20 protein-coding genes are annotated in these 24,690 nt (G+C 68.7%); 6 read left to right on the top strand and 14 right to left on the bottom strand.

Annotated features, from left to right (window positions below):
* Window positions 1–10: 10 nt before the first annotated feature.
* The 12 genes from ACIRQH_RS03945 to ACIRQH_RS03890 form a co-directional block, all read right to left on the bottom strand.
* The gene (locus tag ACIRQH_RS03945; protein WP_404224081.1) at window positions 11–1,603 is read right to left on the bottom strand and encodes a carboxylesterase/lipase family protein; all 1,593 of its coding nucleotides are present in this window, start codon (window positions 1,601–1,603) and stop codon (window positions 11–13) included.
* Window positions 1,604–1,629: 26 nt separating this feature from the next.
* Entirely contained in the window at window positions 1,630–2,322 is a 693-nt protein-coding gene (locus tag ACIRQH_RS03940) for a GntR family transcriptional regulator (RefSeq protein WP_358817310.1), read from the bottom strand.
* Window positions 2,323–2,389: 67 nt separating this feature from the next.
* Entirely contained in the window at window positions 2,390–3,250 is an 861-nt protein-coding gene (locus ACIRQH_RS03935; protein ID WP_404224078.1) for an amidohydrolase family protein, read from the bottom strand.
* A gap of 50 nt (window positions 3,251–3,300) precedes the next feature.
* Window positions 3,301–4,281, bottom strand: coding sequence for an ABC transporter substrate-binding protein (locus tag ACIRQH_RS03930; protein WP_388935093.1), 981 nt, complete (start codon window positions 4,279–4,281; stop codon window positions 3,301–3,303).
* A gap of 52 nt (window positions 4,282–4,333) precedes the next feature.
* Window positions 4,334–5,215 (bottom strand): hypothetical protein, encoded by an 882-nt coding sequence (locus ACIRQH_RS03925; RefSeq protein ID WP_404224076.1) that lies wholly within the window; start codon window positions 5,213–5,215, stop codon window positions 4,334–4,336.
* Between the two features lie 35 nt (window positions 5,216–5,250).
* Window positions 5,251–6,426: a DUF3500 domain-containing protein gene (locus ACIRQH_RS03920; protein WP_404224074.1), complete on the bottom strand. Its 1,176-nt coding sequence runs from the start codon at window positions 6,424–6,426 to the stop codon at window positions 5,251–5,253.
* Between the two features lie 59 nt (window positions 6,427–6,485).
* On the bottom strand, window positions 6,486–7,397 hold the full coding sequence (locus ACIRQH_RS03915; protein ID WP_388935100.1) for a hypothetical protein: 912 nt from the start codon (window positions 7,395–7,397) through the stop codon (window positions 6,486–6,488).
* Window positions 7,398–7,402: 5 nt separating this feature from the next.
* Complete coding sequence (locus tag ACIRQH_RS03910) at window positions 7,403–9,058, bottom strand: thiamine pyrophosphate-binding protein (RefSeq protein ID WP_358817304.1); 1,656 nt, start codon at window positions 9,056–9,058, stop codon at window positions 7,403–7,405.
* The gene (locus ACIRQH_RS03905) at window positions 9,055–10,125 is read right to left on the bottom strand and encodes an amidohydrolase family protein (RefSeq protein ID WP_404224071.1); all 1,071 of its coding nucleotides are present in this window, start codon (window positions 10,123–10,125) and stop codon (window positions 9,055–9,057) included. Before ACIRQH_RS03905 ends, ACIRQH_RS03910 begins: the two co-directional genes overlap by 4 nt.
* 3 nt (window positions 10,126–10,128) lie before the next feature.
* Complete coding sequence (locus tag ACIRQH_RS03900) at window positions 10,129–11,046, bottom strand: HpcH/HpaI aldolase/citrate lyase family protein (RefSeq protein WP_388879965.1); 918 nt, start codon at window positions 11,044–11,046, stop codon at window positions 10,129–10,131.
* The gene (locus ACIRQH_RS03895; protein ID WP_404224069.1) at window positions 11,043–11,735 is read right to left on the bottom strand and encodes an SRPBCC domain-containing protein; all 693 of its coding nucleotides are present in this window, start codon (window positions 11,733–11,735) and stop codon (window positions 11,043–11,045) included. The genes ACIRQH_RS03900 and ACIRQH_RS03895 overlap by 4 nt, the downstream gene beginning before the upstream one ends.
* A gap of 168 nt (window positions 11,736–11,903) precedes the next feature.
* Window positions 11,904–12,698, bottom strand: coding sequence for an ABC transporter ATP-binding protein (locus ACIRQH_RS03890; protein WP_388879959.1), 795 nt, complete (start codon window positions 12,696–12,698; stop codon window positions 11,904–11,906).
* 618 nt (window positions 12,699–13,316) lie between these two features.
* Between ACIRQH_RS03890 and ACIRQH_RS03885 the strand changes: the two genes are divergently transcribed.
* Window positions 13,317–13,979, top strand: a complete 663-nt coding sequence (locus ACIRQH_RS03885; protein WP_388879956.1) for a hypothetical protein — start codon at window positions 13,317–13,319, stop codon at window positions 13,977–13,979.
* Between the two features lie 883 nt (window positions 13,980–14,862).
* Here the strand turns inward: ACIRQH_RS03885 and ACIRQH_RS03880 are convergent.
* Both ACIRQH_RS03880 and ACIRQH_RS03875 read right to left on the bottom strand, forming a co-directional pair.
* Complete coding sequence (locus tag ACIRQH_RS03880; RefSeq protein ID WP_388935112.1) at window positions 14,863–15,981, bottom strand: fatty acid desaturase family protein; 1,119 nt, start codon at window positions 15,979–15,981, stop codon at window positions 14,863–14,865.
* Window positions 15,982–15,988: 7 nt separating this feature from the next.
* Window positions 15,989–17,044: a ferredoxin reductase gene (locus tag ACIRQH_RS03875; protein ID WP_388879949.1), complete on the bottom strand. Its 1,056-nt coding sequence runs from the start codon at window positions 17,042–17,044 to the stop codon at window positions 15,989–15,991.
* An 86-nt stretch (window positions 17,045–17,130) separates the two neighbouring features.
* Between ACIRQH_RS03875 and ACIRQH_RS03870 the strand changes: the two genes are divergently transcribed.
* The 5 genes from ACIRQH_RS03870 to ACIRQH_RS03850 all read left to right on the top strand — a co-directional run bounded on the left by ACIRQH_RS03870 (window position 17,131) and on the right by ACIRQH_RS03850 (window position 24,507).
* Entirely contained in the window at window positions 17,131–18,270 is a 1,140-nt protein-coding gene (locus ACIRQH_RS03870) for a PucR family transcriptional regulator (protein ID WP_388879946.1), read from the top strand.
* A 173-nt stretch (window positions 18,271–18,443) separates the two neighbouring features.
* The gene (locus tag ACIRQH_RS03865) at window positions 18,444–18,812 is read left to right on the top strand and encodes an NUDIX hydrolase (RefSeq protein WP_404224065.1); all 369 of its coding nucleotides are present in this window, start codon (window positions 18,444–18,446) and stop codon (window positions 18,810–18,812) included.
* A 222-nt stretch (window positions 18,813–19,034) separates the two neighbouring features.
* Window positions 19,035–19,358 carry a hypothetical protein gene (locus tag ACIRQH_RS03860; RefSeq protein ID WP_388879940.1) on the top strand — a complete coding sequence of 108 codons (324 nt, stop codon included), beginning with the start codon at window positions 19,035–19,037 and terminating at the stop codon, window positions 19,356–19,358.
* Between the two features lie 1,184 nt (window positions 19,359–20,542).
* Window positions 20,543–23,224, top strand: a complete 2,682-nt coding sequence (locus ACIRQH_RS03855) for a sigma-70 family RNA polymerase sigma factor (RefSeq protein ID WP_404224063.1) — start codon at window positions 20,543–20,545, stop codon at window positions 23,222–23,224.
* Window positions 23,225–23,793: 569 nt separating this feature from the next.
* Entirely contained in the window at window positions 23,794–24,507 is a 714-nt protein-coding gene (locus tag ACIRQH_RS03850) for a methyltransferase domain-containing protein (RefSeq protein ID WP_388879934.1), read from the top strand.
* Window positions 24,508–24,690 lie beyond the last annotated feature (183 nt).

Below are 24,690 nucleotides of genomic sequence, written 5' to 3'. Positions count from 1 at the left end.
ACTCCTTTGTTCACCAGGCTTGCTGAGTAAGGAAGAAGCGAGTCCAGAAATCGGTGCGGGCCGGGTCCGAGACGGGAATCGCCCGGAAGTGCGCGCCGATCTCCATGACGGCGCCGGCATCCGGTGAGAAGGCCGGCCAGCTCGGCAGGCCGCCGCCGTTGGGGTCGCCGGTGGCGACGAAATTGGCCCAGTACGCGGAGACGGTCCGCGCGATGGTGTGGTCCTCCTCGGTCCACGCCCCCATGCCGCCGGCGGGGTTGCGGAAGACGTAGTCGATCTCCGAACCGTGGCCGGCTCGTCTGGGACCGCCGTCCGGCGCCGGGGTGCGGTGGGTCCAGAAGTAGGTGTGCAATGTGCCGGTGGCGTGGCGGGTCCAGTCCACGCCCCACAAAGCGGTCGAGATACGGGAGTTGTCGCGTGCCGCGCTGCTGCTCGCCCGTGCCGCCTCGTCGTCCGTGGTGGCCGGGTACAGCCGCAAGAACTCCTCCGCGAGTGCGCCGAACTTCCGCTGTGCGGCGCTGACATGCTGCTCAAGCGTCACGTTGACGGCGGGCGAGCCCGGCCGCACGGTCCTGCGTCCGCCGCGCAGGGCGGCGGCCATCGTCTGCGGGATCGCACCGCTCTCGTCGAGGTTGTTTCCGGTGAGGTAGTCGACCGGGTTCTGCAGGCCCTTGGCGTAGGTCTCGTCGTAGCCGGCGGGTAGCGCCCAACCGTCGAGGACGGGACGGAACAGCGGTGGTGATGCGAGGCCTTTGGTGTCGACGCTCGTGTCGAGGGGGTGGTTGCCGTCGATGAGCTTCCGCCAGTGCAGGGACCGTAGTTGGAGGGCCGTGCTCGCACCGTGTGCCCGTGCGTAGCGGTCACCGGCGCTTTCGGCGTCGGCGGGCAGGCGGTAGGAGGTGGACAGATAGCGGAGCTCGGGGTCACGTGAGTGCCGGGCGTGGCTCTGCGCGATCGCACGATGGAACAGGCCTTCGGCGAGCGGGGACATGGCCAGAAAGTTGACCATGCCGGCGCCTGCGGACTGTCCGGCGACGGTGACGCGGTTCGGGTCGCCGCCGAACTGCGCAATGTTGTCACGCACCCAGCGCAGGACGGCGATGCAGTCGAGCAGCCCGTAGTTGCCGGAGGCGTGGTGCGGCGACTCCTCGCCGAGTTCGGGTGTGGCCAGGAAACCGAACGCACCCAGGCGGTAGTTGAAGGTGACCACGGTCAGGCCCTCGCGGGCAAGGTTCTCGCCGTCGTAGCGCGGGTTCGCCCCGGTGCCCTCGCGAAAGCCGCCACCGTAGATCCAGACGAGGACCGGGCGCCGCTCCTCCCGGTAGGCGGCTCCTGTCCAGATGTTCAGGTTCAGGCAGTCCTCGCTCATGGGCACGTCGACGCCGGTCGCGGCCGCCTCGGTCGGTGACTGCGGGCACATGGGGCCGAACCGGTCGGCTCGCCGGGTCCCCTCCCAGCCCGTCGGCGGCTGCGGTGGCTGCCAGCGAAGGTCACCGACGGGCGCGGCGGCGTAGGGGATGCCTCGGAAGGCGGTGACGGTGCGGTCCCGGCAGAAGATGCCTTCGACGGGTCCCGCTTCGGTGAGCGCGGTGGGGCGGCCCATGTGGTCCTTTCCGCCCCGGGCGCCCGTCAGCTGCCGGGCGGTTGCGGGGACGTGTCGAGCAGCAGCGCCCGGCGGGCGGAGCCGACGTGATGGCGCATCGCTGCGTTCGCCGCATCGGGATTGCGGGTGACGATGGCGAGGAAGATCGTCTGGTGTTCCTCGATCGACCCGGTCCTGGGGTGCTGTGCGGAGAGGTTGCGGTACTGGCGCATCACCAGTGGGTAGAGCAGCGTGTCGTAGGCGCGGGCCAGGGTTGTCTGGTGGGAGGCGTGCTTGATCTGCTGGTGGAAGCTGCGGTTGCCGCGGGAGTAGGCGTCCTGATCGCCGCGGGACTGCGCCTCCTCCATTTCCTGGAGGGTGCGGCGCAGCTCCTCGATCTCCTGGGCGGTGGCCCGTTCCGCCGCCTTCCCCGCGAGCGCGGCCTCCAGAATCTCCCGTGCCTCCAGGATGTCCGCCGCCTCTTCGACGGAGAAGCTCCTGGTCCGCACCCCGCGGTTGACCTCGCCGGTGATGTAGCCCTCCTGCGTCAGCCGCGCCAGGGCGGTACGCATCGTGCTCCGCGAGACGTCGAACATCCGCGTCAGGTCCGCCTCGGTCAGTCGCGTGCCGGGCGCGATGCTGCCCGACAGCAACAGGGAACGCAGTCCCTCGTAGGCATGGCTGTAGCGGGTACCCGATGCTTTCGCTCCGGGTTCGGCACCGATGCTTTCGCTGTCCACCTCGACCGCCTCTGCCTTTCGTGAATATGAGAACTGAGGCGGGAACAGTAGCCGACGTCATGGCAGGTCAGCTCCCGCTTCCACCCGGGAGCGCGTACAGGCGGCGGGCCGTGCCTGCGAAGATCTCCCGCTGGTCGGGCTCCGGCAGGCCGGCGAGGACGCCTTGGGCCAGGGCGAGGAGTTCCGGCAGGGACTGTTCGGCCGCCGGGCAGTTCGACCCCCAGGCGATCCGCTCGGCGCCGAACGCCTCGACGACCGGTCCGAGGAAGTCTCCGGCTCGCTCCTCGGCGTCCCGCAGCCGCTCGAGGTTGCGATGGGTGAGCTTGAGGTGCAGGCCGGGGTGGGCCGCCAGGCGGGCGACCTCGGCGCCGGCTCGGGCGGGCGAGGCCGCGATGTCGGGGTAGCCGATGTGGTCGAGGAGCACGGTGACGCCGGGGAATCGCTCCAGGAGCTCCACCAGCTGCCTGGTGGCAGGCCCCAGACGCATCTGCAGGCAGACCGGCAGGTTCAGTTCCCCGGCCTGCTCCCAGAAGGGGAACGTCTCCGGGGCCACGAACCACTCGCCCTGCGTGGGAACGGTGCTGCCGCTGGTGAACAGCCGCACACCGGCGAGAGCGCCCTCGCCGACCGCGGCCTTGAGGTTCGCGGCGGCGTCCGGCCGCAGCGGGTCGACCGTGCCGACGGCGACGAAGCGTTCCGGCCGGCCGCGGCTGCTGTCGAGGACGTAGGAGTTGTCGTAGCCGTAGTTCGTGGTGGCCTGGACCAGGACGGCCTGAGCGATGCCGGCCTCGTCCATGCGGCTGATCATGCCCTCGGCGGTCACGGGCCGGGTCGCCGCCCACTCCGACTGCTTTCCTCCGATCGGCGCCTTGGGGTAGCGGGTCAGGTCCTCGGAGATGATGTGGCAGTGCGCGTCGACGACGTCCATGCGGGGGTGCTCCCTTGTCGGTGGTGTGTGCTGCGTGGCCTGGCGGAAGCTCAGGCGTCCGGGTAGTCGCCCTCGGCGAACAGCGACCGCGTGTCGGTGGGAAAGGCGGGGTCGAGCAGCCCCTGCTGCAGGGAGAACCGCACCATCGCGTTCAGGCTGCTCTCGTTGCCCGCGATGCCGTACGGGACGGGGTCGCCCCCGATCTGCCGCTGCTGGCGGGCCAGTCGGGGCACCGCCGACCAGTCGGGCTGAGCAGCGAGGTGTCGCTGCTTGCTCTCCGTGAACGCCGCGTACAGCTTGGTCGACAGGTTGGGGTCGCGCTCCAGCAGTTCGGAGCGCACCGAGATCAGGGAGTGCAGCGGGTAGACGCCGGTCCGCAGGTAGTAGTCCACGGCCAGCGTGTCGGCCTCGGCGAAGAGCGGGTGGGGGCCGTCGTCGCCGGACTGCGGGTCGGTCGCCGCCGTCCAGCCGGCTCGCGGCGAACCCGCCCGGCCGGTCCCCGCGTTGCCGGTCAGGGCGGCGTCGATCTCCCCTGCGCGCAGGAGTTCCCCCAGTGAGCGGCCGTCGGTGACCCGTTCGACGTTGGCAGGGGCCCGGCCCTCGATGTGGTCGTCGTCGTCCACAACCCAGGTGATCTTGTCGGTGTCCACCCCGTACTGTTCGCGCAGGACCCCGCGCACCCACACTGCCGTGCTCACCGTGTAGGCGCGGACTCCGACCCGGCGGCCTTCCAGATCGCGTGGCACGCGGATGCCGGAATGGGTGGCGCACTGCACGTCGCCGTGGTGGAAGCGCCGGTTGAGGAAGACGGGTATCGCTGTCAGCGGTATGCCTTCCTGGCGTGCCATCAGGTAGGAGACCGGCGCCAGTTCGCAGACGTCGAATTCGAGATCCCGGATCATCCGCCGGTAGGCGCCGATGACCGGCTTGACCTCCACCGGCTCGAGCAGGTAGCCGTCCACGCTCGCGTCACCGTGCAGCAGTGGCTGCGCGTGCGGGAAGTCGCCGAGTACCACTGTGAGCTTGTCCATGCTCAGTCCTTTGCTGTTTCAGTTGCTGGGCCGGCTGTCCGTGTCGTGGCTTTCAGCCGCCAAGACGGGCCGGGGGTACGTCGAGTGCGGCGCAGGTCCGCTCGATGAGTTCGTCGTAGTCCACCGCCCGCGGAATCACGTTCTGCTCCAGTGCGTAGGCGGCGGCCTTGGTGAACGCACCGCGCAGCGCGTTGAAGCCCACCGGGTGCAGGGCGACGGGCCCGTCGTGTTCGCCGGCGGTCAGCACCGCGTGCATCGCGTCGTACGCGGCGAGGATGGCGGCGGAGTGTTCGGCCGCAGCGGTCGCGGACATGCCGACCACGTGGTTGACCGGAATGAACCCCTGGTCCTTCGACCAGTGTTCGGCGACCTGGCGGGCGTCGTGGATGGCGGTGCGGATGCGGTCGTCGGAGGGCAGCTCGTTGCCCATGATCGCGAAGTCGACGCCGCCCCGCAGAAAGTCCGCCGGCAGTTTGGACCCCTGCGGCGCCCGCTTCACCCAGGCAGGGTCCTCGGCGCCGTCGACGTGGTGGCCCTCGTATGTCGTCCAGTCCACCTTGCGCAGGTCCACGCCGTACTGCTCGGTGAGGAATCCGCGCATCCACACGCCGGTGGTCTGGCTCCAGGCGCGGACTCCGACACTGTGCCCCTCGACGTCGGCGACCGAGAGGTCGCCCCCGAGTGTCACCAGGGTCTGGTGCTGGTGGCGTCCAAGGGTGGTGACCGGCAGCAGCAGCACCGGCTTGTCATGAGCGACGGCCTGCAGGACGGTCACGATGGCCAGTTCACACACGTCCACGTTCGACTCGTTCACAAATCCGCGGGAGGCCTTGTGCACCGGCTCGATGGCGACCCGCTCGGGTTCCGCACCCGCTTCGCGGGCCGCCGACAGCGCGGCCGCCGCGAGATCGTCACGGCCAAGCACCAACTGCATGTCTTGCTCCTCTTGCTACACGAACAGGGGTCTCGTCAGTGGGGGTTGGGATGCGCCGTGGGCGACTGGTGGTGCCGCTCGTGGTGCCGACGCAGCAGATCGATTCCGAAGTCGTTGCCGTTGGGGGTTCGCACGACGGTGTGGATGTGTCGGCGAGAGGGGTAGTCGTTGTCGAAGAGCACACCGGCCATGTGCTCGAACTCGATGAGGATCACCGGGCTGTGGAAGCGGTAGTAGAAGGTGCCGTCGGGATCTCCGGCCCAGGCGAAGTGGGTGTCCCCCTCGTGCGCCCGCACTTCGTCCATGCGCGCCCGGGCGTGGTGGTCGCCGGCCCGGTTCACGTACAGCCCCAGGAGCCGCAGTGCGGTGTCTCGCTGGCCGGCGGACATCGCGCTCAACGGCAGGCCCTGGTAGTCGAGTTCGTAGTTGTCCCTGAAGGCGCCGACGAACAGCTCCGGCGGCATCGTGTCCATGACGACGGCCCGCTCCCGCTGTCGGCCGTCGAGCTGGGTGAACAGCTCGTGACCCAGGGCCTCTTCGCCTCGGAAGGCCACGGTTCCGGCGTACTTGCCGGACCCGGCGACCACCGGCTCGGCGCCGAGGAAGGAGGGGGTGAGGACCATCTGGTCCCCGACGAAGACGCAGTTGATGTTGACGTGATGCCCGTCGAGCTGCCAGCCCCACGGGCCGCCGTTCTCCGGTTCCCCGTAGAGGGAGAACCAGTAGAGCCACTCGTTGAGCCCTTGGGTGTTGTCGCTCAACTCGCCGATGGTGAGGTTGAGTCGCATCAGGTCGACCATCTGGCCGAACCCGTCCGCACTGAGGCTTTCGCGGATGACGGCCAGGGCGCGCTCCCGCCCCGCGTCGTCGAATTCCTCCAGCAACAGGCCGTGGCGCAGAAAGTACCGGGCGCCGTTGTTCCAGTGGCGCCAGCTCACGTCGTCCATCGAGAACCGGCCCTCGGCCCGCTGTTCATGCGTCAGGCCCGCGAGGTAGCGCTCCGCGGCCCGATGGACCGTGCGGACGTCCGCTCCCGTGCTGCGCAGCGGGAACAGCCCCGCCCGGATGCCGTCCGAGGCGGCCACTCCCCGAAACGGCTCGTCCGCCGCCTTCACTCGCCAGGCGACCTTTTCCAGCAGGTCGGGTGTCCAGACCTCCGGCTTGCGCGTGGGCGGGTTGCCCCGCTTGCGCAGCCCTACCGGCTCTCGCATCACCGCTCCTCCACTCGCTGTTCCTTCACCCGTGCGGCGCGTCTCCGTCGGTCGCTCTCTCACCGGCCGAGAAAGGCTGTCTTCGCCCCGATGGCCGCCACGTCCACGGGCTGTGTGATGAGGCCCTGCTCCAGCGCGTACCGTCCGGCGATCTCCAGGCAGGCGGTCAGTGACGTGCTCCACCCGGCCGCCACCGCTCGCCCGGCGGGGGAGTCGTCCCGCTCGCCCGCGGTGTCCGCGATCGCCTTCTTGAGGGCCTCGTACACGGCGTGCACCGCCTCCGGGCGGCTGCGCAGGACGCCGTCGCGCACCACCAGCAGATGGTTCGCGGGGATCGTTCCGTGCCGCTGCGTCCAGGCCAGTCCGGCGTTCTCGGCGTCCGCCACGAGCGGGAGCAGTCCTGCGCCCTGCCCTCCGATGGCCTTGGGGCCAAGGACTGCCGCACTGACATCGTGCGAGTGCAGCAGGTCGGCGACCCGCTCGGTTCCCGACCGTTCCACGAAGGGGGGATCGACGTACTGAGCCACGTGGACGTCCTCGGTGGTCACCCAGGTGACGTCCGACGACTCGATGCCGTACTCCTCGCGCAGCCAGCCGCGCACCCACAGGCCGGTGGTCTGACCGTAGGAACGCACCCCCACGCGCCGGCCGACGAGTTGTCCAGGGCTCAGCTGCGGTCCCTCGGGCAGCCTGGTCAGGGAGCGGTGGTGGGTGCCTCCCACCAGGACCACCGGCAGGAGCGTGATCGGGACGCCGGCGTCGCGTGCCTGGAGGTAGGTGGCTGTCGGCATCTCGCAGATGTCGAAGGCCAGGTCGCGGACCATTCGGGCGAAGGCCGGGGGCAGCGGGGAAAACGCCGGGTAGTGGCACTCCACCCCGTCCACCGGGATCGTCCCCTCCTTCAGCGGCCGGGTGTGCGGGTAGTTGCCCAGCAGCACGGACAGCGGTGTCGTTGGAGGTGCCGCGCTCACGCCGCTCACACGTCCTCGCCGTACTGGATGCGGCGGTAGGGGGTGCTCAACACCTCGCGTGTGATGCGAACGTCGATCACGGTGGGCCGGGGGGCCCGCACGTACTCGGCCAGCGCGTCGCGCAGCTCCTGCGCCGTACGGACCGTGGCCCCTCCACCGCCGAGCGCCTGGGCGACCGCGCCCAGTTCGGGCGTGGAGATGGTTGCCAGCTCAGGATCCAGTCCCTTCGCCTTCGCCTTGTGGTACTCGGCGCCCAGGCCCTGGTCGTTCATCACGACGACGAGGAGCGGGATGTCGTAGCGGCACGCCGTCTCGAACTCGGACAGGTGCATGATGAAGCTGGCGTCGCCCTCCACCACGAAGCCGGGCCTGTTGCCCCGCGCGACCATGTGCCCCATGGCGATCAGCGGGGCCTGGCCGATGGCGCCGAACATGCCGTAGTTGGAGAGCACGTCACGGGAGCGCTGGAAGAGCATGGTGCCGAAGTCGGTCTGGTGTCCGCTGCCGAGCACCAGCCCCATCTCGCCCGGGAGTTCATGGTCGAGGATCCAGATCGCCTCGCGGGGGTCGAGCCGGCCGGTCTCGCGCACGTACTCCGCCGGCTGCTGGGCCCGGGCGCTCAGGTGCCGCTGAACCTGCTCGGTGTGGAAGCCCTCCAGCCGCACGGACCGTTCCTGGAGTACCCGGGACAGCTCGGTCAGGGCACTGACCGCGTCGGCCTGGAGGTAGCAGTCAGCCGTCCTGCCGTTGCCCATCACCAGGTGCGGGGCCGTGTCGATCTGGACGTACTTGGCCTCGGGATAGAGGTAGCCGCTCTCGATGGTGTAGTGGTTCAGGCTGGCGCCCACCGCGATCACGCAGTCGGCCTCCTGAAGCAGCTCCATCGACACCTTGTCGCCGAACAGACCGGATAGACCGACGTGGAATTCGGTGCGGTCGCACAGCCAGTTCTTCGCCTGCAAGGTGGTGGCCAGCAGGGCGCCGGTCCGTTCCTGGAGGGCCAGGATCTCTTCGGCCGAGTCCGCCTTGCGCGCGCCCCGCCCCGCGATGATCACTACGCGCTTGGCATCCTGGATCAGGTCACAGGCGGCCTGAACCCTGGCCGGGTCAGGCAACAGCCGGCGCCTGTCGATCAGGGCGGTGGACGGTGTGTAGTTCTCGTCGTAGTCGTCCATTTCGGCGACCTGTACGTCGAACGGCGCGCTGATCATGACCGGCTTGGACTCGGTCCGCGCCAGGTAGAAGGCCTGCCGCACGGCCTCCTGGGCGTTCTCGGGCCGGGTCACCTGGATGAACTCGCACTCGATCGCGGCGGCGAAGCGCCGCTGGTCGAGATACTGGGTGGCGGCCTCGTCGCCCAGCGGGGTCTCCCCGCAGAAGGCGACCAGAGGGGTCCCCGCCCGGCTTGCGCAGAGCATCGACGTGGCCAGCTGCGAGACACCGGGACCGCTGGTCGTGGTGACAACGCCCGGCTGTCCCGCGCCCCGGGCCCAGCCGTCCGCCATGCCGAGGCCGGAGCCTTCGTGGCGCACCTCGTACAACCGCACCCCGCGGTCGGCGAGCGCGGCCATCCAGTGCATATTGGCGTCGCCCATCATGCCGAAGACATCGCTGGTGCCTTCCTTGACGAACGCCTCGGCCAGTGCTTCGTAGACCTTCACTTCTGGGACTCCTTCAGGTTCGCCGCGGCCGTCGCCCGCGCTTTCAGGACGCCGTCGAGCCGTGCGAATACCCGCATCGCGTTGCCTCCGTAGACCGCCCGCCGGTGGGTGTCGCTCAGGCTGTCGATGGAGTCGAGGGTGTACTTGGTGTCGTCGAACCGCCGGCCGGTCTCCGGGTCCACACTGCGGACGGCGCCGATCATCTCGGAGGCGAACAGCACGTTCTCGGCAGGGATGATGTCCAGCAGCAGTTCCATGCCGCGCTTGTGGTACACGCACGTGTCGAAGAAGACGTTGCGCAGGATGGACTCCTCCAGCGGCGGCCGGCCGCGGTCCTGCATCATTCCGCGGTAGCGGCCCCAGTGATAAGGGACGGCTCCGCCGCCGTGCGGCAGGATCAGCTTGAGCGTCGGGAAGTCCTTGAACAGGTCCGCCTCGCACAGTTGCATGAACGCTGCGGTGTCGCCGGCGAGGTAGTGGGCGCAGGTGCCCTGCATCGCGGGATTCCTCGACATCGCAACGTGGATCATCGCGGGGACATCGAGTTCGACCATCTTCTCGTAGAGCGGGTAGTAGACCCGGTCCGTCAGCGGGGGCGCCTGGTAGTAGCCGTCCGAGGGGTCCGGGTTGAGCAGACAGCCGACGAAGCCCAACTCCTCGACACAGCGATCCAGTTCGGTGACCGAATTGGCCACGGAGGCCGCCAGTGCGGCACCCGGGGACTGCGGGAGCTGGCACACGCCCACGAACCGCTCGGGGAAGCGGCCGCACACCCGGGCGATCAGGTCGTTGCTGACGCGGGACCAGTCGAGGCTGGTCCGCTCGTCACCGTAGTGGTGGGCCATCTTTCCGGCGCCCGGGGAGAAGATCGTCAGGTCGGTGCCGCGCTCGGTCTGCAGCTTCAGCTGCCCGTTCTCGATGGCGGTACGGATCTCGTCGTCGCTGATGCGCAGTTCGTCGGGCGATACCCGGGTGCCGGACTCCTCGAACGCCCTGATCTGCCTCTCCCTCCACATGCCCAGCGCCGGGGGCGCCGTGGTGAAGTGGCCATGACTGTCGATGATCATCAGTTACTCCGATACTCGCGGTGCGGTGGTCGCGTGATGCGCCGGGCCCGGCAGGCTCGGGCCGCCGCGGCCGGTCAGCTCCCGGGCTTTGTGCAGGCCCGGGTAGGTGCGCACCGGCGCCGACATGAGGAAGCGGTAGCCGTCGTCCAGCACCTGCTTGACGTTGCCGGCGGTGACGTGCGGATGGCCCACGGCGACTCCGCGTTCACCGCAGACGTCGAGGATCCGCCGCTTGCACTCCAGGACCCGCGGGTGTTCGTACTGGCGGGGAACGCCCAGCTCCTGGCTCATGTCGCCCTCGCCGATCAGAACCAGGCCGATGCCGGGCACCTGGTCGAGGATGTCCGGCAGGTTCTTGATGCCGAGCTGGTCCTCGATCATGAGACCGACCAGGATCTCCCCGTCGGGGGCGAGCGGCCACACGTCGGCCCTGGCGTAGTACTCGATGTTCGAGATGCCCCAGTAGCGAGTCGCCGCGTGCGGGCCGTCCCCGCGCAGGCCGGCCGGCTCATAGCGGGGAGCGTCGGGCAGCCGCGGATATCGACAGGCGGCTACGGCGTTGCGGGCTTCGGCCACCGTGGAGATGTGCGGCCAGATGATGCCGAACGCACCAAGATCCAGAGCCTGTTTCGCATGCCACTGTGCCTTCTCCGCGCCGTTGACCGGGATGCGAACCAGCGGGGTGACGGCCGGCGCGAGGCTGTCCGCCTCGTAGACCCGTCGCCTGCTCAACAGGTACTGAAAACTGTCCCTCAGCGCGTTGATGTCCCATGGCTTGTGCTCCATCTCGAACACCACAGCGTCGTAGTCCGAGTTGCTCATCTCGATCGCGGATGCCGGGTCCGCCGCGGAGAAGGTCGCGAAGACGTGCTGTCCCGCGTCCAGGGCGCCGATCACCTTGTTGAGCCTGGGCGTTGTCATCGCCGGCCTCCCTTGTCGAGTGCTTCACCGGACTGGTTCTCCGCACCCCGCGCCACCTGTGGTTGTGGCGGCCGCGCTGTCCGCGCGGACCGACGACGTGCCCACCACGCCCGCAGGCGGGCGAACAGACCGGCGGAGCGGGGCGGAGACGCGAGCGAGCCTTCGGCCACCGCCGCGCGCGGCTCCTCGGCGCCTTGTGCCAGTGACTCGGCGGACGCGGCTGTGAGGGCCTCGGAGGGTGCGGCGCACTTCAGAATCAGTTGGCCGGTGAACTCCTCCGTCATCCTGGAGACCACCATCCCCGCACCCGATTCGATCAACTTGGCGAGCTTGCCGTTGAGTTTGATCTCCCCGTCACAAAAGACCCTTGAGACGCCGGGGGTGTCGCCTTCGACAACCCGGAAAGTGGCGTTGGCGCTGAAGCGGGTGGCGCCCTGCCCATCCGCACCGCGGGCCGCGAGACGGCCCTCCTGCGCGGACTCGTCCAGGTCGAGGGAGAGCCGGGCGGCGAACTTGACCCGGAGCCCGCCGAACCTGATGGCCAGGGTCCCGTCAAAGGAGCCGTCGTCGTGCGACGGACCGAGTTCGGCACCGCCGATGCAGGACACGACGGCCGAGGGATCGGAGATGACCTCCCAGACACGTTCGGGCGGACTCGGGACGACGATCTCTTCCGTGATCGATATCAAAGCTGTGAACCTCACTCGGCGGCAGGCGCGACGTCAGGGAGAGGGGCATGACGGCACAGCCGGGTTGGCGATCTGACATTTTTCAAGGGCGGAGCACCGGGCGGCGCCTCAGGAACTCGCGACAGAAGCTCGCGTGGCGACTGGCTCCGGCTGGGGGAGAGGGCCGTATTACACGGCGGCCTTCCGCTCGGCGGCGAAGAGACCCCAGAGGTCGTTGTAGAGGTCGGCGAATTCGGGTGACTGGACGAGCGCTCCGATCTGGCGTGGGCGTTCGAAGGGAACCGGGATGACACGGCGGATCGTGCCCGGGCCCTTGGACATCACGATGACCTCGTCGGCCAGGTAGATCGCCTCGTTGAGGTCGTGCGTGACGAAGATCAGAGTCCCGTTCTGCTCCCGCCAGATATTGAGCAGTTCCTGCTGCAGCTCAAGCCGGGTGATGGCGTCGAGCGGCCCGAACGGCTCATCCATCAGCACGATGGACGGGTTGTAGATCAGCGCTCGCGCTATCGCGCAGCGCTTCTGCATGCCGCCCGACAGTTCCCGGGGGAAGTGATCCTCGAAGCCGGTCAGGCCTACGAGGTCGACCCACTGGGCGACCCGCTCCTCGCGCTCTTCCTTGGGGACCTTGCGGAACTTCAGCGCCAGACCGATGTTGGCCCGGACACTCAGCCAGGGCAGTAGATGCGACTGCTGAGTCACGTACGCCGCATCGGAGTTGACGGCGGTGACCAGGTCACCGGCGTAGTGCACCTGCCCCTGTGTGGGGGTGAGCAGCCCGGCGGCCAGATTGAGGATGGTGCTCTTTCCGCAACCGCTGGGTCCGATCACGGCGACGACACTGCCGCGATCGATTTTGAACGACACGTCCTCGATCGCCGGTCGGTGAGTGCCGGGGAACTGCAGAGTGACGTGCTCGAGACGAAGTGCCTCCGGGTGGGAGTTGCGCTGTGTGGTCGACATACCTGTCTCCTCGGCCTCCTCCTCGCAAGAGATGAAGCGGGGGCCCTGCGCTTGCGCCTGTGGCGGCGTTCGTGGATGGCGGTGCTGTGACAGTGGTGCGTCCGATGCCCGCGGACGGGCATCGAGGTCGGCTGGGTTCTCCTGCTGCTGCCGTCAGCGGCGACACGTCGTGTCGCCAAGATTGTCCGACAACCGTTAATGGGAACGTAACACCACGGCCCAGACGGCACAAGAAGCGTGCAGGGAGAGCCTGTTATTCACAGAAACCCCGACTGAGGCCGGGACTGAACTGTCCGACAATCAGTGGACCGTCGCGTCTCGCAGTGATCGGGCGTACGGACAGCCGTCGCCCGTGGCGACGTCACCTCGCGGATGTTCCCCACCATCAGGCCTGTGGACGACACCAGTTGGGGATGCGGTTCTTCACGGTGACCGGCCCGCCGACGCGGCTGTTCCGTACTGCTGGCCCTGAGGCAGGTGACTTGACGGCTCTGGTGTGTTCGCGGCGGAGCAGCCCGCGACCGGACAGGACCGAAATCCGGCGGCAGCGACGGCACGGCATCTCGGGAAGGGGGGCAGTAGCGTCTGTGGCTTGCCGTCACCCGAGGGGGTTTTCTCATGGACTACCGGAACAGGCAGTACGAGCATTGGCCGCGCTTTGAAGACATCACCGACGAGTACTACAGGTCGGGCCGGTTCTTCTACGGCGAGGACGAGGGCGGGCGGCTGCGCTTAGGACGGATCGTCGCCTTCTACCGGGCATCCGGAGGGACCGTCACCCCTGCTGTCGAGCCGGTCGTACGGTTCCTCGACACGGAAGGGGAGGAAGGCCCGCCCCGGTACGTATCGCTGGGGAGCCAGACCGAGAGGTATTGGATGGGCCGGAGCATCCAGGATGTTGAAGAGGCGTGGCGGGAAGCCTCGTCCACCGGATCCTGGCCGCAGCCTCACGGTTGGGAAGGGATTCATCGTGCTGAGCCGTTCTATGTCGACCCGGCGCACTATCTGTTGTACTACGCGGCTCTGGGGGATGAAGGGGAGGCCTACGTCGGACGGGTCGTGGGGTGGGATCCTCCCAAGTTCGCCGACGAACTCCCGACGCCGATAGTTCGTCTCTACCTACCGGACGACGGACTCGAAGAGGAGGGCAAGTACGTGGGGTTGGACCTGCCAGACGCCTACCGGATCACGAGCTCCCTCGAATCGGCGCGGGCAGGCATCGCAGAGAAGGTCGTCCAGCGATCAGCGGAAGCGGACTGGATTTCTGACGACCCTTGGTAGGACTCCGTTAGGTCCTCCTTGGTCCTGTGCTCGTGTGGGTTCTGGTGGGTAGGGGTTGCCGGCAGCTGGTGCAGATCCCGGTCCAGCACCTCCCACTGTCATCCGGGCTCTCATGCCCGCGTGATCGAACGCCGACGCCCCCTCTCCCGCCCGTCGACCGGTGAGGGGGACGTTCTCTTGTGCGGGCCTTTCTAGTTCCAGCCGCCGAGGAATCCGCTGCTGAACTGCGCTGAGCAGATGTTGTATCCCCCAGCCGTATGTCCCGACTTGGTCATTCCTCCACCGTCACCGAGCAGCGAATGTCGCCGCCACCGGAAAGCTGCGCGGTGACGCGGTAGTACAGGGCTCATCCGTCAGCGTCTTCGTCATGGGCAGGACAGAGCCTGACTGGGCGGCGATTGGCCACGCCGTGGGGTCCGCACCTGATTTGCCGGCCAGAGAGACGACCGGACCGCGTCACCCAGGTTCTATGCCGCCACCATGCACACCAACGCCAGGCCCACCGTGGCAGGTCAGAGCACTACAACACCTCGTCGGGGGCGCTTGCCGGGGGCTGTGAGCCGAGCTCCTGGCGGACGTTCAGGTAGCGACGCCCATCGGACCGAACAGCGCGCACGGCGGAGGCGGAGGAGGTGCCGATCACGCAAGGCCACCTCGCTGACACTTGCAAGGCCATGTGCCGCCCACCGGGCTGCCTCGGATCCGTGTCGTACGGTCTGCCGACGCCGACGCCGACGCCGACGCCGACGCCGACGCCGACGCCGACGCCGACGCCGACGCCGACGCCGACGCCGACGCCGACGCCGACCGCCGTCCGCAACGGATCACACCGACACCGGCGGTGCCACCGATACGGTCGAAAGACCTGGACCAGTGCCGGGAATCAGGCCGCGACGAGCTCCTGCTCGCGGTCCGGCATCTTGACGGCGGGCTTCTTGTTCGGCAGCGAGAGCCGGAAGACCTTGTGCCACGCGGAGAACACCTGCTTGGGCAGCGGCCCGGTGACGTACTCCAGCTCGTACTTGTCGAACAGTGCGCGCACCTTCACCGCGACCTCGGCGTACCGGTTGCTCGGCAGGTCGGGGAACAGGTGATGCTCGATCTGGTGCGACAGGTTGCCGGTCATGAAGTGCATGGCCTTGCTGCCGCTGATGTTCGCCGAGCCCATCATCTGGCGCAGGTACCACTGGCCCCGCGTCTCGCCCCTGATCGACCGGCGCTCGAAGACCTGCACGCCTTCGGGGAAGTGCCCGCACATGATCACCGAGTGGGTCCAGACGTTGCGGACCAGGTTCGCGGTGAAGGTGGCGGCGAGCGTGGTGAGGAACGACGGGCCCGACAGCAGCGGGTGGATCACGTAGTCCTTGAGCACCTGCTTGCGGATCTTGCGGCCCACGGCCTTGGCCCGCGCGCGGAACTCGGGGTTGTTGCGGCGCCGCTTGTGCAGGTTCTTGCCGAGCTCCAGGTCGTACGCTGCGATGCCGTACTCGAAGAAGCAGGCGTTGAGGAAGTTCCACAGCGGCTGGCCGAGGTACACCGGGTGCCACTTCTGGTCCTCGTCGACGCGCATGATGCCGTAGCCGAGGTCGTTGTCCTTGCCGATCACGTTGGTGTACGTGTGGTGCAGCTCGTTGTGCGAGTGCTTCCACTGCTCGGCCGGCGAGACGTGGTCCCAGTCCCAAGTGGTGGAGTGGATCTTCGGGTCCCGCATCCAGTCCCACTGGCCGTGCAGGATGTTGTGGCCGATCTCCATGTTGTCCATGATCTTCGCCACGGACAGACCGGCGGTGCCGATCAGCCACGCGGGCGGGAAGATCGAGAACAGCAGTACGCCTCTGCTGACCAGCTCGAGCTTGCGCTGCGCCGAGATGACCTTGCGGATGTAGGCGGCGTCGCTCTCCCCGCGGCTGGCGATCACCCCGTCGCGGATCGCGTCCAGCTCGCGGCCGAGCTCCTCGATCTGCTCCGCGGTCAGGTGGGCGGTGGGGTCGATGGCGGTCAAGGTGCTCCTACCGTTCGATGTCGCAGGGGCCCGCCGCGGCGGACACGCAGGTCTGGATGAGGACGCCCGGCTCGGCCTCGGTGATCTCGCCGGTGCGCAGGTCGCGGACGGCGCCCGCCTTGAGCGGTGTGACGCAGCCGAAGCAGATGCCCATGCGGCACCCGGACGGCATGAGCACGCCGGCCTCCTCGCCGACGTCCAGCAACGGCGTGGCGCCGTCCGCGTCGACGGTCTTGCCGGTGGTGCTGAACGTGACCTCGCCACCGTCGCCGGCGACGACGATGCTGGGGCGGAAGCGTTCGGTGTGCAGGCGCTCTCGGACGCCGTGCTCGGTCCAGTGCTCTTCAGCGGCGTCGAGGAGGCCCGCGGGCCCGCAGGCCCAGGTCTCGCGCTCGGCCCAGTCAGGCACCAGCTCGTCGAGACGGGCGATGTCGAGCATGCCGTCCGTGTCGGTGTGCAGCTCGGTGAGACGCAGCTTCTTGTCCGCGACCAGGTCGTGCAGATCGCTGCGGAAGATCACGTCGTGCGGCTGTGGCGCGGAGTGGACCATGACGACGTCGTCGAACTCGGTGTCGCGCAGCATGCCCATCACCGGCGTGATGCCGCTGCCGGCGGTCAGGTAGAGCACCTTGGCCGGCTTGGCCTGCGGGAGCACGAAGTCACCGGTCGCCTGGTCGAGCTGGATCAGCGTGCCCGGTTTCGCCTTGCGGACCAGGTGGTTGCTGACCTTGCCGTCCGGGATCGCCTTCACGGTGATCGTGACGCGGCCGTCCTGGCGGTTCGTCGGCGAGGTGACCGAGTAGGCACGCCACAGGCGCACGCCGTCGACGTCGACCCCGATCCGCACGTACTGACCGGCGGTGTGGCCGCGCCAGCCCCGTCCCGGCCTGATCACGATGGTCGCGGCGTCACCCGTCTCGGGGTGCACGGCCTCGATGCGCCCACGCAGGTCGGCGCCCGCACGCAGCGGGCTGACCAGGTCGAGGTAGTCCGACGGCAGCAGCGGCGTCGTGACCATCTCCAGCAGTTTCCATGCTCTGCTGCGGAGGGCTGTACTCGTCATGACTCCAGCTTGATGCGCTTCAGGGCGTAAAGTCCTGTCCATAGGACGTAAATCTGGTCGGCGGAATTGTTCGTAGGGAACAAAACATGAGCCATGCAATACGGAGGGCCACCGAGCTGGCACTGGATGAGACGACGGTCACCGCGCTTCGGGCCGCGCTGAAGTCCACCGCGGACGAGGTCGTCCAGGCGATCATCGACGAGGTTCCTTCCTACGCCAACGCCCTTTCGGGCCGCATGGGCGGCACCATCCGCCGAGCCGTCCGCACCGCTCTGGGGCACTACCTGAACTTCGCGAGCGGCAACGCCACGGGCGGCGACGCCGGTGACGCAGCCTACGAGCTGGGCCGCGGCGAGGTGCGCGACGGCCGTTCGATGGACGCTCTGCTCAGCGCCTACCGCGTCGGCGCCCGCGTGGCCTGGCGATGCCTGGCCGCGGGTGCCGTACCCGCAGGTCTGCCCGCCGCCGAGGTCGCCAAGTTCGCCGAGTTGACCTTCGCCTACATCGACGAGCTCTCCGCCGCGAGCGCCGCGGGCCACGCCGATGAACTGGCCGCCCAGGGCCGGGCTCATGAGCGCCACCTGGAACAACTGGTCCGCGACCTCCTCGCCGGCGCGAGCCCGGACGTGCTGTGGGCCTCTGTTCAACGGGCCGGATGGCAGCCTCCGGCTTCACTGACCGCGGTCCTGCTGCCCGCCGCCCAGGCCCGCCCTGCCTACCGCACGCTCGACCCGAGCACCCTCGTCCTCGACGATCTACCGGACGCCTTCGGCGTGCTGCTGGTGCCTGATGCCGACCGATCGCATCTCTTGAGGCAGCTGACCGACCGCACCGCCGTGGTCGGCCCGGCCCGGCCATGGATTCGTGCGTCCGCCTCGTACGCACGAGCCGTCCGCGCGCGCTCCCTCTCCTCTGATATTCGCGACACCGAGGACTACCTGCCCGAGCTGGTGCTGAGCGCCGACGTGGACGCGTTCGCAGATCTGCGCGCCCGAGCCCTCGCACCGTTGCAGACCTTGCCTGTCGCGACCGCGCGGCGGCTGGAGGAGACGCTGCGGGCGTGGCTGCTGCACCATGGCAGGCGCAACGAGGTGGCGGCGGCGTTGTTCGTCCATCCCCAGACCGTCCGGTACCGGATGTCGCAGCTGCGGGAGCTGTTTCCGGACCTCGGGTCGCCGCACCGGGTCCTTGAACTGACGCTGGCGGTCGGTCCTCGGGTCAGCTGACGCGTTCTTCGACCGTCCACGACCGCGTCCGCCAGCAGGGCGGTCGCAACTCCCGAGATCGCCTGGCCGCGGTGCGCTGAGGCCTCGCAGCTCACTCGGAGTGCGACGGCTGACCCTTTTCAGAGGTGGAGTCGAGGTTGCCGGTTGAAGGCAGCGGGTTGGTCGCGGGTGCCGTGATCACGCACGCGGGTCGGGTGTTGTTGATCCGTCGTGCCGTGGCTGCCGGCCCGCTCGTGTGGACGTTCCCGTCGGGGAAGGTCGAGGCGGGTGAGGAGCTGATCGAGGCGGCGATACGGGAGGCGTGGGAAGAGACGGGTGTGGTGGTGGGCGCTCTGTCGGTGCTGGGCGAGCGGGTGCATCCGCTGACGGGGTGGCAGGTCGTCTACGTGGCGTGCCGGCTGGTGTCGGGCCAGGCTCGTGCGGCGTCGCCGCGAGAGGTTGCCGAGGTGGCGTGGGTGGGGCTCGGGGAGTTGGCGCGTCTGGTGCCGGGTGGGGTATTCGAGCCGGTGCAGGAGTACCTCGACGAGGTCCTCCAGGGCTGATCGAATCGCGGACCGGTGCCGACGCCGCCGGCGTTCTCCCATTCGTCTGACCTGGCTGTTTCTGTAGTCGATCCGCTACGCGAGGGTCCCGTCCGTGCAGGCTGGGGCTCTTGTTGCGTCTGGGCTGTGGTCCGCCTCACACACTCGCGGGTACGTCTTGCCGAGTACCCCACCCGCTCCGGATCCTGCCGCCAACGGAACTGTCTTGGCTGGAGGTTGAGCATGATCGTGTGTCCGTCGCCCAAGTGCGGGTCGCCGAATGTGGCGGATCTTCCGCACTACTGGCGGTCTCTGCCGTCGGACTCGGATTTGAAAGCGAAGTACGCTCCGCCCGCTGCGGTGCGCGGTGGCTTGCTGGGCGCGTTGGGTGCGCTGGTGCTCGGCGTCGTGGTGGCCGCGGGCGGAGCTGTTCTGCTCGGCCTGGTGATCGCGACTGGCGGCCTGGGGTGGGGCGCGGTGGTGTACAAGGCGACGGCCTACACGCAAGAGCAGCGGGCCACCTGGGAGTCGTCACGGGTCTGTTTGGCCTGCACCGGCCGGTTCTAGTCCTGTTGTGAGTCATCAGCGACCGCGTAGTCGCGTAAGGCCCCGAGGCAGGTGGGTGCCGTCGGCGTTCAAGCCGGTGGCACCTGGCTTGAGGAACAGGAGCACTACCCGGATTGGACCAACGCATTGCAGGTCACTCGACACCACGTGCGGCAAGTCGGTGACCGTTCACGGATTGCCTCGGATCATGCAGTCGCGGCCGAGGCGCTCTTCAATATCCGCCACCGAAACCACGGCTGAAGCCGCCGCCGCCGTGTCCGCTGCCGAAATCCCCGCCGATGCCTCCGTAATCACTGCCCGAGTGGCCGTGCCACTGGCCTTGGCCGGATGAGGACGACGAAGGCGGGGGCAACTCGTCGGGGGACCGCCACCGGTGGCTTGTGATCTCGGCCCACCATTGCCCGAACTGCACGGAGTCCTCCGGCGTCGAGCATTCGCCGACCACTCTCTCGCGGGCTGTGTTCTCCCATCGGACGGCGGTGAGTCCTTCCTCTCTGCCGAGTTCCTCCAGTTCCCTCGCCAGTGCGTACGCGTTCAAGGGGTCAGAAGACCGTCTTGAGGCGGTCGGCAGCGGCTGTGGAGGGCGAACGTCGTGACGGTGGACGAGAGCGGTCGTGCGGCCATCCTCGACCAGCACCCAGCCCCATATCGCCCGGCTCGCCAGCGTGTGGCAGCGCGCCGCGCGCGCCAGCTGTACCCCCTCGTGTGAGTGGGTTGGCGGGCTTCCTGTTGGCCTCAGGGACTCGGTCGCGATGTGCAGTGCCCTGCCCTGCCGCGCTTGTTCGGCACGTCTCGGCCTGCTGTCGATACCGGCCCCAACTGCACTGGGGGCGAACTGTGTTGCGCGGTCAGATCAAGCAGGGTGAAGGAGTCCGAGCAGGCCGCGTGGGATGCCGCAAACAACGGCAGACGACGTGCGCATCACCTCAGCCTCGCCGAAATACGGCGGCAGATCGCCCGCTTCACCGACCGCCACCCACCTCAATCGACCACACTCTGTACCGGTCACACCGGCGACGACGACGCCAACTCCGACCTCGTATCAGGGTCGGTCGTCCGGCGAGGAGGAAGGCAGGACGGGCCCGGGATGCGAAAAGTGTTATGCCCGGGGGCCCCGCTCGTCTCCTGCTGCGACAACCGCCCACCAGAGCAGCCACACCTGCTCTTGTCCGAGGATGTATCGCATGCGACATGACGGGTCCGACCAGACCGACACGTTTCCGGACCGCCGCACGGTCGAAGCAGCCCGCGAGGGGGACACCGGGGCCGTCGAACGGCTCACCGCAGGCGCCCTGCCGCTGGTCTACAACGTAGTCGGGCGGGCGGCGGAGACCGACCTCGACGTCGACGACATCGTGCAGGACACCATGGTCGCGGTGATCCGCGCGCTGCCGGACCTGAGGGACACGGCGAAGTTCCGCTCCTGGCTGGTGGCCATCGCGGTCCGCCAGCTCACCGACGCCCGGCGCCGGGCGCGGTCCGGCCGGCTGACGACACTGGAGCACGCCGACGAACGGCACTCGCCGGAACCCGACTTCGCGACCCTCTTCCTGCTGCGGCAATCACTCTCCGCCGAGCAGCGGCAGGTCGCCGCAGCCACCGCGTGGCTCGACCCGGCACACCGCGACCTGCTCTCGCTGTGGTGGCTGGAGGCGTGCGGACGGCTGTCCCGGAAGGACATCGCAGCGGCCATGAACCTTCCGGCGGCCCATCTGGCTGTCCAGGTCCAGCGGATGAAGACCCAACTCGACGTGGCGCGGACGGTCGTCCGAGCGCTGTCCCGTGCCCCGCGCTGCCCGGAGCTGACCAAGCTCGCCGGCCCGGGCGACCCGAGCCCCAGTACCCTGCTGCGCAAGCGGATCGCCCGGCACCTCCGCTCCTGCGAACCCTGCGGTCATCCCGCCGGCCGACTGGTCCCGCCCGAGCGGCTGCTCGCCGGTCTGCCCCTGCTCCTGCCGGGCCGTGCGGGCGACCCGGTCGAGGCCGGTGTCGCCGGCGCCGGGGGCCACCCCCAGGCCGCAACCGTCCGTCAGGCCACTCCCCGGCCGGCGCCTCGCGGGCACGGTCGTCGTGCGACCGGCCGCCCGCGTGGCGACCACGGTGTACGCGTCGGAGTCTCCGCCAAGGCGACGGGCGCGACCGTCGCCGCGGGGATGGCCGCGCTCGTCGTGACGGGCCTCGTCATGGTCCCATCGGGGGCGGAGTACTCCGTCGGCGCACGGAGTGCGGCCTCCCAGGCAAGTCCGTCGACGATGACAAGGACGCCTGCCCCCGCGGAGACCCGCACCCCTGCTCCTTCACCCGTTGCCGCGCGCTTCCGTACGTCCCCGCCCGCGAAGGCTCCCGCCCCCACCTACTTCGTGAGTTCCGGTGGCAGCGACTCCAACCCCGGCACGTCGGCCGGATCGCCGTTTCGCACCCTTCAGAAGGCCGCGGACCTGGCCGGCCCCGGCGACGTCGTAGCCGTCATGAACGGCACGTACACCGAGCCCCGCAAGGGTTCCAACGTGCTGACCATCAGACGCTCGGGGCGTCCGGGAGCTCCCATTACCTTCACGGCGTATCCCGGCCATCGGCCCGTCCTGAACCCCAAGAACGCCTGGAACGGCATCAGCGTCTACGGCGCCTCGTACATCGTCATCAAGAACCTGGAGGTCAAGGGCAACAACGCAGCCCTGTCCCTGGCCGACGCCGAACGCTCGTCGAGCAAGACCGACCCCACCTACAACACCAATTGCATATCCGTGGAGAAGAACCGGGAGTCCGGCACGTTCCCCCACCACGTCGACATCACCGGCAACCTGGTACACGACTGCGCGGGCGCCGGGATCTCCGCGATCGAGGCCGACCACGTCGACATCACCGGCAACCACGTCCACTCCAACGCCTGGTTCACCGTCTACGGCAGCAGCGGCATCTCCGTCCTCACCCCCCGCGACACCGGGGGCGGCGACCCCCGGACGTACAAGATCCGCATCACCGGCAACCGCGTCCACGACAACGAGACCAAAGTCAAGTGGGAAGGCTGCCGCTGCTACTCCGACGGCAACGGCATCATCGTCGACACGACGAAGGGCGACCCCGAGCGAGGGCGGCCGGCCTACAACGGACGCGTTTTGGTCGCCAACAACATCAGTTACGACAACGGCGGTTCAGGTATCCACGCCTACAAGAGCCGGCACGTCGACATCGTCAACAACACCGCCTACCTCAACGGCCGCAGCACCCGAGTCGAAACGCCCTACGCCAACATCTTCGCCCACGACAGCACCGACGTACGGCTCCTCAACAACATCGCCTACGGCCGCCCGGGCCAGGCCACCAACAGCACGTCCCGCAACGTGAACGTCACGTACGACTACAACGTCTACTTCGGCGGCAAGGCCCCCGAGACCAAGGGCCCGCACGACATCATCGCCGACCCGAAGTTCACCGCCCCCGGCACGAGCCCGAACGCGGACTTCCGCCTCATGAAGGGCTCACCCGCCATCGGCTCCGCCACCCCGTTCCCGGCCACGTCCACCGACTTCACCGGGGCGCCCCGCAAGGGCGGCGCACCGGACCGGGGAGCGTACGGAGTCGGAGCGGGGGCGGTCGCGGGTGGCGGTGAGTCGTCGGCGCCGGGGCAGGCGAGCCCGGACGCGGCCGGCAGCGCGGGCGCCGAGACCGGGGCGGATGGGGCCGGCGGCAAGGCGCCGAAATCCGGTGAGGCCGGTGACGACGACTCCGGCCTCACCGCTCACGGCGGGAGCGAACCGCTGGCGGAAACCGGCGGGTCCGACCCAGTGCTGCCGTTGGGCATCGCCGCGGCCGTCCTGGTCGCCGGAGCCGGTCTGCTCGTGCTCGCCGGGCGCAGGCGTTCCTGACATGGCTGGGCCGTCCCCGGCTGCCGGGGACGGCCCGGGCTCTGATCGTGGCGAGAGAGGTGGGGTCGGTGCGGACCCGGGTGGGGTCGGCGCGCCTTCTTTGCCGGCGCCGATCAGCGGTCAGGACCGCGCCACCGCGCCACCGTCGCCTTGCCCTGCGACGGAGGAAGGCGAGCGGGATCAGGATTCCGGGGGTCCATGCGCACTCGCCCGGGGGAGCGTCCGCGGAGCAGGGGGCGCGACGCCGAGAACAGTGCCGGAGGGCTGCTTCGGAGTCGTGCACGACGGCCGGCTGCCGTGGCGCTGTCACTCACTTTCGGGTCACAGGGCGCGACCGGCCGAGGCGTGAAACCGGCCTCCTTCAGACGCCGCCCAGTCCTCACCGAACGGCGAAGACGTTGCAGAGGAGTTGCGTTGCGCAGGGCGACGGCCAGATCGATGGGGCGGGATTGGAGACGGGAGAACGGCGCTGAGCGGGTCTCGCTGTCTTCTCGTGGGGGCTGATACGAGAAGACCTCGCGGGCGTGTCGGCTGCCGCCCGGTGCTGGTAACGGTCAAGATCCAGAACTATGGAACCCAGTCGTTCGCGATCCTCTGCCGGCCCCGGATACGACATCGGCGAGCGGCTGGTGGACCGGCACAGCGCAGGCCAGGACCGGCCGCTGCTGTTCGAGTTGCTGGGGCTGCCCTGGGACCTGCTGCCCGGCGTCTTCGCCCCCGTGCATACCGCCTCGACCGAGTTGTTCACGCAGTGGGTTCCCTACCCCATGGGCGGCCGGTTCCTGGAGGTCGGCTGCGGCGCGGGCGTGACCGCGGTGACAGCCGCGCTGCGGGGATGCCAGCGGGTCACGGCCTTGGACATTGCCCCGGCGGCCGTACGCAACACTGTGCTCAACGCTGCTCGCCACGGAGTCGGTGACCGGGTCCACGCCCTGCAGAGCGATCTGTTCGATGTCCTGGACCCGAGGACACGCTTCGATGTCGTCTTCTGGAACTCCAACGTCGTCCTCGCGCCGGACGACTTCCGCTACAGCAGCGACGTCCAGCACGCCATCTTCGACCGCGGCTACCAGACCCACCACCGCTACCTGTCCCAAGGACCGGCACGGCTCACCGATGGCGGCCGACTGCTGCTGGGCTTCAACACCCTCGGTGACCGAGAGCAGTTGGAGAACCTCGCCGCCAAAGCAGGGTTGCAGATCACCGAACTGAACCACGCCACCCGCCAAGCCGGCGACACCCCGGTCACCTTCCAGCTCCTCGACCTCACCTCGACAGTCTGACCAGCGTATTGCTCCTGCGTACTCGGGGGCGTTTGCGCACCTTGATCAGTCGGTTACTGAGGGAAGCCTGGGAAGCCGCCTCACCTGAGCTGGCCGCTGCCCGAAGCATGCCGGCCGTGAGAACCTGAGTGACCTGCACCGTGGTTTCCTTTCCGATGTCCTCACGCGGCAATCCGTACCCCT

Source organism: Streptomyces sp. NPDC102279 (assembly GCF_044766365.1).
Taxonomy (GTDB): Bacteria; Actinomycetota; Actinomycetes; order Streptomycetales; family Streptomycetaceae; genus Streptomyces.
The sequence above is the reverse complement of the archived record's forward strand: the minus strand, read 5'-3'. Positions and strand labels throughout refer to the sequence as shown.

What these genes read in the sequence shown, in the direction of transcription:
- ACIRQH_RS03945 (WP_404224081.1), bottom strand. Translation starts at nt 1,603, where the DNA reads ATGGGCCGCCCCACCGCGCTCACCGAAGCGGGACCCGTCGAAGGCATC.
- ACIRQH_RS03935 (WP_404224078.1), bottom strand. Translation starts at nt 3,250, where the DNA reads ATGGACGTCGTCGACGCGCACTGCCACATCATCTCCGAGGACCTGACC.
- ACIRQH_RS03930 (WP_388935093.1), bottom strand. Translation starts at nt 4,281, where the DNA reads ATGGACAAGCTCACAGTGGTACTCGGCGACTTCCCGCACGCGCAGCCA.
- ACIRQH_RS03925 (WP_404224076.1), bottom strand. Translation starts at nt 5,215, where the DNA reads ATGCAGTTGGTGCTTGGCCGTGACGATCTCGCGGCGGCCGCGCTGTCG.
- ACIRQH_RS03920 (WP_404224074.1), bottom strand. Translation starts at nt 6,426, where the DNA reads ATGCGAGAGCCGGTAGGGCTGCGCAAGCGGGGCAACCCGCCCACGCGC.
- ACIRQH_RS03905 (WP_404224071.1), bottom strand. Translation starts at nt 10,125, where the DNA reads ATGATCATCGACAGTCATGGCCACTTCACCACGGCGCCCCCGGCGCTG.
- ACIRQH_RS03900 (WP_388879965.1), bottom strand. Translation starts at nt 11,046, where the DNA reads ATGACAACGCCCAGGCTCAACAAGGTGATCGGCGCCCTGGACGCGGGA.
- ACIRQH_RS03890 (WP_388879959.1), bottom strand. Translation starts at nt 12,698, where the DNA reads ATGTCGACCACACAGCGCAACTCCCACCCGGAGGCACTTCGTCTCGAG.
- ACIRQH_RS03885 (WP_388879956.1), top strand. Translation starts at nt 13,317, where the DNA reads ATGGACTACCGGAACAGGCAGTACGAGCATTGGCCGCGCTTTGAAGAC.
- ACIRQH_RS03875 (WP_388879949.1), bottom strand. Translation starts at nt 17,044, where the DNA reads ATGACGAGTACAGCCCTCCGCAGCAGAGCATGGAAACTGCTGGAGATG.
- ACIRQH_RS03870 (WP_388879946.1), top strand. Translation starts at nt 17,131, where the DNA reads ATGAGCCATGCAATACGGAGGGCCACCGAGCTGGCACTGGATGAGACG.
- ACIRQH_RS03860 (WP_388879940.1), top strand. Translation starts at nt 19,035, where the DNA reads ATGATCGTGTGTCCGTCGCCCAAGTGCGGGTCGCCGAATGTGGCGGAT.
- ACIRQH_RS03855 (WP_404224063.1), top strand. Translation starts at nt 20,543, where the DNA reads ATGCGACATGACGGGTCCGACCAGACCGACACGTTTCCGGACCGCCGC.
- ACIRQH_RS03850 (WP_388879934.1), top strand. Translation starts at nt 23,794, where the DNA reads ATGGAACCCAGTCGTTCGCGATCCTCTGCCGGCCCCGGATACGACATC.